Raw genomic sequence first — 11,583 nt, 5'->3', positions numbered from 1 at the left:
CGCGGTGCACGCACGGCGTCACGGATCCGCCTGACCGCGTCCCGTAGGGTCGAGGCATGCGTGCGATCACGATTGCCGAACCGGGCGGCCCCGAGGCGCTGGTCCTCGCGGACGTCCCCGATCCCGTACCCGCCGAGGGCGAAGTGCTGGTCGAGGTCGCGGCCTCGGCCGTGAACCGCGCCGACGTCCTCCAGCGGCAGGGCCACTACGAGCCGCCGCCCGGCGCCTCCCGCTATCCCGGACTCGAATGCTCCGGACGGATCGCGGCCATCGGCCCAGGAGTCACCGGCTGGTCGGTCGGCGACGAGGTGTGCGCGCTGCTCTCCGGCGGCGGCTACGCCGAGCAGGTCGCTGTCCCCGCCGGCCAACTGCTCCCGCTTCCCGAGGGCGTCGACCTCGTGACGGCCGCCGCGCTGCCCGAGGTGGCTGCGACGGTGTGGTCCAACGTCTTCCAGGTCGCCCACCTCCGGCCCGGCGACACCCTGCTGGTGCACGGCGGCTCCAGTGGCATCGGCACGATGGCGATCCAGCTGGGCAAGGCGATCGGTGCGACGGTCGTGGCGACCGCGGGCAGTGCGCAGAAGCTGGCGGCCTGCCGTGATCTGGGCGCCGACGTCCTGATCAACTACCGCGAGCAGGACTTCGTCGAGGAACTGGGCCGCCCCGGTGCGGACGTCATCCTCGACGTGGTCGGTGCCGCCTACCTGGCCCGCAATATCGACGCCCTGGCGGTGAACGGCCGGCTCGTCGTCATCGGCATGCAGGGCGGGACGAAGGCCGAACTCAACCTCGGCAAACTGCTCGCCAAGCGCGCCGCCGTCATCGCGACCAGTCTGCGGGCCCGGCCGCCGGAGGAGAAGACGGCGATCATCGCCGCCGTCCGCGAGCACGTCTGGCCGCTGATCGAGGCCGGCACCGTCCGTCCCATCGTGGACCGCGCACTTCCGCTGGCCTCGGCCGCCGACGCCCACCGCCTGATGGAGAGCAGCGAACACATCGGCAAGATCCTGCTCACGCTCTGACCACAGCCGGTCAGGGCCCCGGCGGCGCGCTGGGAGGCATCGAACCTGCCACGGCTTCCAATGAGGCTTTTTCGGACCGATCATTTTCAGCCAATGTGGCCGACTGGACGGTTTGCACGGGATCCTGCCCGCTGCCGCTTCGCCTTCCAGGTCGGGATGCCGGAAATGTCGCCTCGTGTGACGCTGGGACCACCCAGGAACCGGCGGAGAGGCGATGCGCGTGCGGTGGGCATCCGGCAGGCGAGGCAGGCCGCGGGCCGCCGCGCAGCCGGACCGGCCGGCCGCCGCCCCCACCACTCGGGCGATCGCTCCCGTACTCCTCGCGGCGGCACTCTTCACCCCGGCCGGCATCGCCCGGGCCACCGGGCCGCCGCCCGCCGTTCCGGCCATGCCCGCGCCGCACGTGCCCGGAGGTGCGCCCGTGCCGGGCGGGGCGGCCGTTCTCGGCGCGGCCCGGCCGCCGCAACCCCCGCCGGGACGTGACCCGCGGCCGGGCGGTCCGCCACCCGGAGCCGGTCCCGTCCCGCCCCCCGCGACCGACCGGCCAGGAAGACCCGCGGGATCCGTACCGCCGAGGCCGCCAGTGACCCCGCCAACCGCCCCTGCCGTACCCGCTCCACCCGCTACCACCGGCATGCCTGCCATGCCGTCACCTCCTTCGTCCCATTCGCCTGTCTCCTCCCGGCCGCCCGCACGGAAGCCGGCCGGCCCCGACCGGTCGCCGGCACCCGCCAGGACTCCCGATCACGATCACCCGGCGCCCGTGCCGGAGCCGTCCGCCTCCGCCGCCGCGCCGCTGCACCCACCGGCGCACATGTCCCCGTCGCCGTCCCCGACCGCCGGGAGCGGACAACCCTCCGCGCGCGCCTACAAGCAGGGGCGCCCCGCACGCCACCACGGCCGCGACTACGTCGACCGCGCGCCCTCGCTCGTGCCCGGCGTCGAGGAGTCGGGGCCGACCGCGGTCCCACCCGCACCCGCCGCCCCCGAGGCGGAACAGCAGGGGTCGGCCTCTTCCTACGAGCCCGGGCGGCGGGTACTCAGAGTGCTGCCGCTCGGTGCCGGAATGATGCTGGTCGGACTGGGGCTCGGCTTCCTCGGTCTGCGCCTGCGCCGCCTCTGATTGCTTTCCCGCACCGTCCCCACCTCCTTCCACCACTACTTCTCTATGCCTACCGGCACCCGTGCGCCCGCGCCTGCCGTGCGCGTGAGCACCCGCGTCCGCACGCGAGACCATCAGCTTCGATTCTTCGTGACCGTGAGTCACCTTCCACGATCATGATTGCCCATCGCGGATCGTTCCGAACACCCGAAAGCAATCGACCACCCGTTCGAGTGAAGAGCTGTGCGAACCCGCCGATCGGCCTTGCCCGCGGTGACCTTACTGGGTATACATACTCAGTATGTCGATCCGTCACGGCCTGCTGGCCCTCCTCGAACGGGGTCCGCGCTACGGCTATCAACTGCGCACCGAGTTCGAGTCGCGCACCGGTTCCACCTGGCCGCTCAACGTCGGGCAGGTCTATACGACCGTCGCCCGGCTGGAGCGGGACGGCTTGGTCGTACCCGCAGGCGAGGACGAAGGGGGCCATGCCCTCTACGCCATCACCGAGGACGGCCGTGACGAGCTGAAGCAGTGGTTCGCCACCCCGGTCGACCGCGCCAACCCGCCGCGGAACGAACTGGCGATCAAGCTCGCGATGGCGGTCGGTTCGCCCGAGGTCGATGTGCGCTCGGTCATCCAGGCCCAGCGCGCCCACACCATCCGGGCGATGCAGGACTACACGCGGTTGAAGGGACAGGCGCTGCACGCCGCGTCCCGCCGGCCGGGCGTGTTCGACCCGGACGATGTGGCCTGGCAGCTGGTCCTGGACCAGCTGATCTTCCAGGCCGAGGCGGAAGCGCGCTGGCTCGACCACTGCGAGACCAGGCTCGTGCGACTGGCCCCGCAGGCCGTGGCCGACAGCCAGTCGGCCCCGGCATCCGGCCCGGCCGGCCCGGCCGACGGTGACAAGAAGCGGGACCCCGCGCAGGACGGAGGGCTGCGCGGCGCCCTCAGACGGCCCCGGCGCTGACCTGCCGCCACCGACCGATCGGAGCGGCTCGCACCGCCGGGCCGAGAGAAGGAGCGCGCCGAGCAGACGGCGCGTGCCGAGAACGCCGCGCTCAGAACAGAGCGCACCGAAAAGACAGCAGCGCACCGGAGGACCGACCGCACCGCGGAAGAGCAGAACGAACAGAGCGAACAGTCCGGACGGCACAGCCCGGGCCCGAAACAGGGGGAAGCAGTCCTGATGTCCAGTCAGCCCACACCACCGGCCGAACCGAGCGAACCGAGCGACCCGCGCGACCCGTCGGGATCGGCCGGCACCACCGCCGGCACCGGCACCGGCGTCGCGCACGCCGCTTCCGCAGAGCCCGACCGCATCGTCGAGCCCGTCCTCAGCCTTGAGGAACTGACCCGGGTGCACGGCACGGGCGCCGCCGAAGTGCACGCGCTGCGCGGCATCGATCTGGACGTGCACCCGGGGGAGCTCGTCGCGGTGATGGGACCGTCGGGGTCGGGGAAGTCCACCCTGCTGACCATCGCCGGCGGCCTCGACCTGCCGACGTCGGGCCGGGTCGTGGTCGAGGGCACCGATCTGACCACGGCCAGCCGTAAGGACATAGCGGCATTGCGCCGGCGGAGCATCGGCTACGTCTTCCAGGACTACAACCTGATCCCGGCGCTCACCGCGGCGGAGAATGTCGCGCTCCCCCGCGAACTGGACGGTGTCAGCAGCCGCAGGGCCCGCCGGGAGGCGGTGGCCGCGCTGGAGGAGTTCGGGCTGCAGGACCTCGCCGACCGCTTCCCCGACGAGATGTCGGGCGGCCAGCAGCAGCGGGTGGCGATCGCCCGGGCGCTGGTGGGGGACCGCCGCCTGGTGCTCGCCGACGAGCCCACCGGCGCGCTGGACTCGGAGACCGGTGACGCGGTGCTCGCCCTGCTGCGGTCCCGCTGCGACGCGGGGGCGGCAGGCATCCTGGTCACCCATGAGCCGCGGTTCGCCGCCTGGGCGGACCGGGTGGTCTTCCTGCGCGACGGCTCGGTGGTCGACATGACACTGCGCTCCAGCGCCGAATCACTGCTCGCGGGCGGAGCGGCGCAATGACCGGGAAGGCGCGGGCCGGTGTGCCCTGGGCAGGGCGGCTGCACGCCTGGCGAGCGGCGGTCAGGATCGCCCGCAGGGACGCCGTGCGGTTCAAGGGCCGGAGTCTGCTGGTGCTGTCGATGATCGCGCTGCCGATCATCGGGGTGAGCGCGGCGGACATCACCATCCGCAGTTCGCAGCTGACGACCGCGGAGCAGACCACCCGCGACCTCGGCGCCGCCGACGCGCGGCTCTCCGACGCGGGCCGGGGTCCGCAGCCGGTGTACCAGGAACCCGTGGACGGCGGCGTGGTACCGGTGCACGAGGAAATGCAGCCCGCGGAAGGGTCCGACCAGGCCGTCGGCGGCACGGAGGACGGCGGTCAGGACAGCACCGCGGGCGAAGGGATCGCCTCGACCGTCGATCCGAGGATCGCACTGCCGGCCGGGTCGCGATGGCTGACCGACGCGGCCGTCTATGCGCCGGTCAGGACGAAGTTCGGGCTGCTGGACGTCGAGATAAGGGAGTTGAAGGCGGACGACCCGCTGGCCGCGGGAATCGCCGACCTGGACCGGGGCCGCTTCCCCGCGGCGGACGGCGAGCTGGCCGCGACCAACGCGTTCCTCAAGTCCAGCGGGCTGCACGTCGGTTCGCAGGTGAAGGTGCACGGCCTCGACCGGTCCTACCGGATCGTCGGCGCCTACGACCTGCCGAGCCAGCTGGACAGCGAGCAGCTCGACGCGCTGCCGGGGGCGTTCATCGCGCTCTACCAGGAGACGCGGAGTGCGGCGGACAATCTGTCGGAGTCCAGCACAACGACCTATCTGGTCTCGCTGAAGGGCGACTTCACCTGGGACATGGTCAAGCACGCCAACACGTTCGGTGTCCGGGTCGATTCGCGGGCCGTGCGGCTGCATCCGCCGGCCAGGGCCGATGTCCCGATCTACCGGACCGGCTTCGGCGCCTCCTCGCTGGCGTACGACGACGGCGGCGCCCGGGCGCAGGCCATCGCCGCGGCGGTGACGATAGTGGGCCTGAGCATGCTGGAGATCTGCCTGCTGGCGGGGCCGGCGTTCGCGGTCGGGGCACGCCGCTCGCGGCGCCAGTTGGGCCTGGTGGGGGCCAACGGCGGTGACCGCAGGCACATCAGAGCCATCGTGATCTCCAGCGGCCTGGTGATCGGTGCGGCCGCGGCCGTGGTGGGCACGGTGCTCGGGGTGGCCGTCACCATGCTGCTGCGCGGGATGCTGGAGGGTTACGTCGGCAAGCGGTTCGGCGGACTGGCACTGCGACCGCTGGAGCTGGCGGGGATCGGCGGGCTCGCGGTGCTCACCGGGGTCCTGGCCGCGATAGTGCCCGCGATCAGCGCCTCCCGGCAGAGCGTGCTCGCCTCGCTCACCGGCCGGCGCGGAGTGCGGCGCGCCCATCGTGCCCTGCCGGTCGCGGGCTTGGTCCTGCTGGGCCTCGGCGTCACCCTGGTCTTCTACGCGACGACGCGCACTGACAGCAATTACGTGGCGGTGGGCGGCGCGGCGCTGGCGGAGTTCGGGCTGGTGATGATGACCTCGGCGATCATCGGGGCGTTCGGACGCCTCGGCAGATGGCTGCCGCTGGCACCGCGGCTGGCGCTGCGTGACGCGGTGCGCAACCGGGGCCGTACGGCTCCCGCGGTGGCGGCGGTCCTGGCCGCGGTGGCCGGGTCGGTGGCTGTCGCGACGTATTCGGCGAGCCAGACGCAGGAGGAACGGCAGATGTATCAGGCGCAGTTGCCGCGCGGGGTGGTCTCGGTCGGGGCGCACGGCGAGGCGGTCGGTGACCTGGGGCAGGTGCGCGCGGCGATCGAGAAGGACTACCCGGTCTCGGCCCGGGTGGATGTGTCCCAGGTGTACGTCGGACCGGCGTCGTGCGTCGCCGGACCGGACCGGTCCGGCTGCGGCAGGATCGAGGCGATGATTCCGGCGGCCAACGTCTGCCCGCTGTCGAGGCCGGTGAACCCCGAGACGCTGACTGTCGCGCAGCGTCTGGCGGTGGCACACGACTGGCGGTGCTCCACCCAGGGGCATCCGGCCGCGATCAGCACCGCCGACGGCGTCATGGTGGGCGGGCCAGGAGTGCTGCACGCGCTCGGCATCCGGGACGGCGCGGCCGAGCAGGCACTGGCCCGGGGGGAGACGGTGCTGTTCGACCGGGCGTACGCCGATCACGGCACGTTGAAAATCAAGGTCATAGCCGATGTGGCGAAGGAGCCGCAGGACGGTGCGGAACCAGCCGGGACGGTGAAGACGCTGCCGGTCCACCTGGCACCCGAGCACCAGCCGTACGGAGTGATGGTCCTCGTACCGCGGAAGGCGGCCGACGCGGCGGGCTTCACGACCACACCGCTGGGCTCGTACTACACGACGTCGAAGATGCCGAGCGGGGCGCAGCGGCAGGCGCTGGCCAGTGATGTGGCCACGATCGGTACGAGGGCGGACGTGTACCTGGAGCGCGGGTACACCGGCAAGGACGGTCTGGTGCTGCTGGTGCTCACGCTCTTCGCCGGCGTGGTCACGATCGGCGCGGCCGGAATAGCGACGGGGCTGGCGCAGACCGACGCGGAGCCGGATCTCAGGACGCTGGCGGCGATAGGGGCGGCGGGGCGGGTGCGGCGGACGCTGTCCGGTTTCCAGTGCGGGGTGATCGCGGTGATGGGGGTGGTGCTGGGCTCGGTGGCGGGGCTGCTGCCCGCTGTCGCCCTGCGGCGCGGCGACCGGCATCGGCGCTGGGCCGAATACCGGCGGGCGATCGAGTCGGGCTGGGGCAACCCGGGTGTGCCGCATGTGCCGGTGGCCATCCCGTGGGGTGCTCTGGCGACGCTGATCGTGCTGGTGCCGCTGGGTGCGGGGCTGCTGGCGGCGCTGGTCACCCGGTCCCGTCCCGAGCTCGGCAGGCGGGCCGGGGGATGAGGGGGCACGGACCCGGGCAGGACGGGTGTGCGGGACAATGGGCATATGGAGATGCCGATGAACGAACGGTCGCCGGAGAGCTCGCAGAATCCACAGGTCCTGGTCGTCGGGCCGGACGGAATGGCCCTGGGGGGTGCGCCGGGCGGTGATGGCGAGGAGGGCCGCGAGATCCCGGTGACGGAGATGGTCGAGCAGCCGGCGAAGGTGATGCGGATCGGCAGCATGATCAAGCAGCTCCTGGAGGAAGTGCGGGCGGCACCTCTGGACGAGGCCAGCCGGGTACGGCTCAAGGAGATCCACACCAGCTCGGTGAAGGAGCTGGAGGCGGGCCTCGCGCCGGAGCTGGTGGCGGAGCTGGAGCGGCTGTCGCTACCGTTCACGGACGAGAGCGTGCCGAGCGAGGCGGAGCTGCGGATCGCCCAGGCGCAGCTGGTGGGCTGGCTGGAAGGCCTCTTCCACGGCATCCAGACCGCGCTGTTCGCCCAGCAGATGGCGGCTCGCGCCCAGCTCGAGCAGATGCGGCGCGCGCTGCCGCCGGGTGCGCTCGGCAGCGACGAGGAGCAGGAGGCCGGCCACCCGGGTTCGCGCTCGGGCCCGTACCTCTGAGCCGCCGCATCCGGCGGACGCGGGCACGGGCACGGGACGTCAGCCTCTCCCCGGCGGATGTGCCGCCGCCAGGAGGGCCGGGGGGCGCCTCGGGCTCGCGCTTCGGGCGGCCCGCGGAGCCCGACCCGCTGAGCCCGGCCCGCTGAGACCGGTCCGCGGAGACCGGTCCGCGGAGACCGGTCCGCGGAGACCGGCGGCGAACAGCCGGCCGGACCGCTCACCCGGCCAGGCCCGGAGGGATGATCAGCTGGCGCCCTTGCCCGTGGACACCCAGATGGTGATCTTCTGGCCGGACGTGATGTCGAAGTCGTCCAGTGACTTGGGAGTCTGGGCGGTGATCGTGCCCTTGCCCCACTGCTGCTCGTCCATGTCCTTGATCTCGTACGGCCAGTTGGCGGCCTTCATGCAGGCCACGGCGGAGTCCACGTAGATCGAGGTGAAGTCGGGCATCGTCATGAGGTTGGGCTTGCCCGGGTTGATCAGCTCGTTGTGCGCCTTGGTGCACTCGGACGACTCGATGGTGCGGCTCTGGTCGCCCTGGACAACGCTGTCCGAGGCGGGCGTGGTCGGGGAGTCGGAAGCGGTGCTGGTGGCGGTCACGCTCGGGTCGCCGGTCGGGTCGGTCACCGGGTCGTCGCCGCCACCGCCGGACATCGCTATGACGATGGCTATGACGACCACGACGGCCAGCGCGGCGACGGCCGCACCCACGATCAGCGGGGTGTTCCGCTTGCGCCCGCCTCCGCCGCCGGGCGGCCTGCCGCCCATGTGCTGCTGCGGGACGGACCGCAGGGAAGGCGGCGGTGCGCTCATGCCGTAGGCCGGGCTGGGCGGCGGGGTCCGGTGGCCGCCCTGCTGCGGATAGCCGTAGGCGGACGGCGGCGGGGTGGAGGGGCCGAAGCCCTGCGGCTGCGGGGTCGGCGCGTACGGGGTGTGGAGCTGCGGCGGCGGTGTCTGGAGCGGCCCCTGCGCGGACGGGAAGACGGAGGCGGCGACGCCTTCGCCGCGGTTGCCGGCCGCCGGGTCGCCGGAGATCAGCGGCATCGTGTTGCGGGTGGTGGCCGCGAGCACCCGGTCGCTCTCGTCGTGCATGGCGTCGGCGGTCGGGAAGCGCTCGGCCGGGTTCTTGCGCAGGGCGCGGGCGACCAGGGCGTCGATGGCCGGGGTGAGGGCGCGGTTGACGGAGGACGGCGTCGGGGGCGTCTCCTGCACATGCTGATACGCCATCGCCAGCGGTGAGTCGGCGTCGAAGGGCAGGCGCCCGGTGAGGAGTTCGAAGAGCAGACAGCCGACCGAGTAGAGGTCGGAGCGCTCGTCGACGCCGCGCCCCAGGGCCTGTTCCGGCGACAGATACTGCGGAGTGCCGACGACCATGCCGGTCTGGGTCATCGAGGTGACCCCGGACTGCATGGCGCGCGCGATGCCGAAGTCCATCACCTTGACGGTGCCGCGCCGGGTGATCATCACATTGCCGGGCTTGATGTCCCGGTGGACCAGGCCCATTTCATGGCTGACCGCGAGCGCCGCGAGCACGTCGCCGACGATTTTCAGTGCCCGGTCGGCCGGCATCGCGCCGTGCTGGGCGACGTCGGCGGCCAGGACGTCGCCGAGCGGCTTGCCCTCGACGTACTCCATGACGATGTAGGGGACGACCTGACCGTCGATCGTGTCCTCGCCGGAGTCGAAGACCGAGACGATGTTGGTGTGGTTGAGCTTGGCGACGGACTGGGCCTCGCGGCGGAAGCGCTCGCGAAAGGACTGCTCGTGGCCGAGATTGGTATGGAGGGTCTTGACGGCGACCGGCCGGTCCAGCACGGTGTCATGTGCCAGGTGCACCGACGCCATCCCGCCCTGGCCGAGCAGGTCGCGCAGCTGGTACCGCCCGCCGCCGACCGAGCGCCCCGTGTACCCGCCGCCCTGCGTGGCGTCCCCGCTCATCAGTACCGCTACCCCCATGAAGATCCAACGGGAAGACACACTCCTCCCCGGAGCTTTCCCGCCAAGTTTGGCCGATCGCGCGAGCACGTCAAGTTCGTTGACCATCTCGTCACCTGATGCGCATGGGGTGCGCACACAACGCGGAAGTTTCCCGAGTATCCGGAGGAGTATCCGGATCGGCCTGTCAAACAGGGGTAAGCGCCTGGACGGGGGCCGTGGAGGTCTGCCGAAAAGCGGTACGGTGGCGCACCAGACGAAGCACGAAGCGATGGCGAACGACGGCGAGGACTGATGGTCGACCCGAACGAGACGGCCGGCGGCACCGGAGCGCCCACCGGAGCGTCGGATGCCTCTGGCGAGTCCCGCGGCGAGTTCTCCGGCCAGTGGGGCGTGGGCTCCTTCGTCGGCGAGGGCCGTTACCGGCTGACCGGTCGGCTGGGCCGCGGCGGCATGGCCGAGGTGTTCGCGGCCGAGGACGTACGGCTGGGCCGGACCGTCGCGGTGAAGCTGCTGCGCAACGACCTGGCGGAGGACCCGGTCTCCAAGGCCCGCTTCACCAGGGAGGCGCAGGCCGTCGCGGGCCTGAACCACCACGCCGTCGTGGCCGTCTACGACTCGGGCGAGGACCGCACGCCGACCGGCACCGTCCCCTATATCGTGATGGAACTGGTCGAGGGCCACACGATCAAGGACCTGCTCAACGGCCCCACCCCGCCGCCGATCGACCAGGCGCTGCTGATCGTCTCGGGTGTGCTGGACGCGCTGGCGTACAGCCACCAGCACGGCATCGTGCACCGGGACATCAAACCGGCCAATGTGATCATCGCCACGGGCGGCGCGGTCAAGGTCATGGACTTCGGCATCGCCCGCGCCCTGCACGGCGCCGCCAGCACCATGACGCAGACCGGCATGGTCATGGGCACCCCGCAGTACCTGTCGCCCGAGCAGGCGCTCGGCAAGTCCGTGGACCACCGCAGCGACCTCTACGCCACCGGCTGCCTGCTCTACGAGCTGCTGGCGCTGCGCCCGCCCTTCACCGGTGAGACCCCGCTGTCGGTGGTCTACCAGCACGTCCAGGACGACCCGCGGGTCCCGTCGCAGGTCAGCGACCGGGTGCCGCCCGAGCTCGACGGCATGGTGCTGCGCGCGCTGGCCAAGCAGCCGGAGGACCGCTTCCAGAGCGCCGAGGAGATGCGCGGCGTCGTCGGCTACGCGCACCAGACGCTGACCCGGCAGGGCGGCTGGACCGGCGGCCTGTGGAACACCGGCGTGGTCACCGCGGTCCTCCCGCAGGCGTCGCGCCCCGGTGCGGCCGGCGGCACGCGTCAGCCGGACGGGCGCAGCGGCAACACCGCGGAGCTGGGCCTGCCGCTGATCCCCGGCGTCGTCGGCAACGGCACGGGCAGCGCTTACGACGAGACCGGTTACGACGGCGGGCGCGGCGCCGGCGGCGGCCCGGGCGGCAACCGCTGGCTCAAGCCGGTGCTTTTCGCGGTCGCCGCGGTGCTGGCCGTGGTGCTCGGCGTCTACCTGGCGACCAACAGCTCCGGCGGCGGCGACAATCCCGCCGACACCCCCCCGTCGTCCTCCGCGACGCAGGGGACCGACACGCAGCCGACCGACCAGCAGCCGACGGACGAGCCGACCGACGACCCGACGGGCACCGGCGACGAGGGCACCGGGCCGACCACTCCGCCCTCGACGCCGGCGACCAGTGCGCCGCCGACGACCCCGGCCACCACCCCGGCGACCACGCCGGCCACGACGCCGCCGACCAAGGACACCCCGTCGTCGACGCCGACCAAGAGCGCGCCGACGACCCCGACCGACCCGCCCACCGAGACCGGTGACCCGGTGGGGAGCATCGCGGGCTCGGACGGCTGACCCCGGGCCACCCCGCGAAAGCGCCGATGCCGGCTCCGCGCGAAAGCCCCGAGCCGT

8 protein-coding genes are annotated in these 11,583 nt (G+C 72.4%); 7 read left to right on the top strand and 1 reads right to left on the bottom strand.

Going from position 1 to position 11,583, the window contains the following annotated elements; genetic code table 11:
- Positions 1 to 56: 56 nt before the first annotated feature.
- The 6 genes from OHA86_RS18425 (at position 57) to OHA86_RS18400 (ending at position 7,704) form a co-directional block, all read left to right on the top strand.
- Positions 57 to 1,022, top strand: coding sequence for an NAD(P)H-quinone oxidoreductase (locus OHA86_RS18425; protein WP_329176759.1), 966 nt, complete (start codon positions 57 to 59; stop codon positions 1,020 to 1,022).
- A 763-nt stretch (positions 1,023 to 1,785) separates the two neighbouring features.
- Entirely contained in the window at positions 1,786 to 2,145 is a 360-nt protein-coding gene (locus OHA86_RS18420) for a hypothetical protein (protein WP_329176758.1), read from the top strand.
- A 280-nt stretch (positions 2,146 to 2,425) separates the two neighbouring features.
- Positions 2,426 to 3,097, top strand: coding sequence for a PadR family transcriptional regulator (locus OHA86_RS18415; protein WP_329176757.1), 672 nt, complete (start codon positions 2,426 to 2,428; stop codon positions 3,095 to 3,097).
- Positions 3,098 to 3,316: 219 nt separating this feature from the next.
- Entirely contained in the window at positions 3,317 to 4,174 is an 858-nt protein-coding gene (locus OHA86_RS18410; protein ID WP_329176755.1) for an ABC transporter ATP-binding protein, read from the top strand.
- Positions 4,171 to 7,098 (top strand): ABC transporter permease, encoded by a 2,928-nt coding sequence (locus OHA86_RS18405; RefSeq protein WP_329176753.1) that lies wholly within the window; start codon positions 4,171 to 4,173, stop codon positions 7,096 to 7,098. Before OHA86_RS18410 ends, OHA86_RS18405 begins: the two co-directional genes overlap by 4 nt.
- A 45-nt stretch (positions 7,099 to 7,143) precedes the next feature.
- Entirely contained in the window at positions 7,144 to 7,704 is a 561-nt protein-coding gene (locus OHA86_RS18400; RefSeq protein ID WP_329176752.1) for a bacterial proteasome activator family protein, read from the top strand.
- Positions 7,705 to 7,947: 243 nt separating this feature from the next.
- Here OHA86_RS18400 and OHA86_RS18395 read toward each other — a convergent pair whose 3' ends face one another.
- A complete protein-coding gene (locus OHA86_RS18395) occupies positions 7,948 to 9,642 on the bottom strand; it encodes a protein kinase domain-containing protein (RefSeq protein WP_329176751.1) in 1,695 nt (564 codons plus the stop codon).
- 291 nt (positions 9,643 to 9,933) lie between these two features.
- Between OHA86_RS18395 and OHA86_RS18390 the strand changes: the two genes are divergently transcribed.
- A complete protein-coding gene (locus tag OHA86_RS18390) occupies positions 9,934 to 11,526 on the top strand; it encodes a protein kinase domain-containing protein (protein ID WP_329176750.1) in 1,593 nt (530 codons plus the stop codon).
- Positions 11,527 to 11,583: the final 57 nt, after the last annotated feature.

Source organism: Streptomyces sp. NBC_01477 (assembly GCF_036227245.1).
Lineage (GTDB): Bacteria > Actinomycetota > Actinomycetes > Streptomycetales > Streptomycetaceae > Actinacidiphila.
This window is presented reverse-complemented; position numbering and strand designations above follow the sequence as displayed.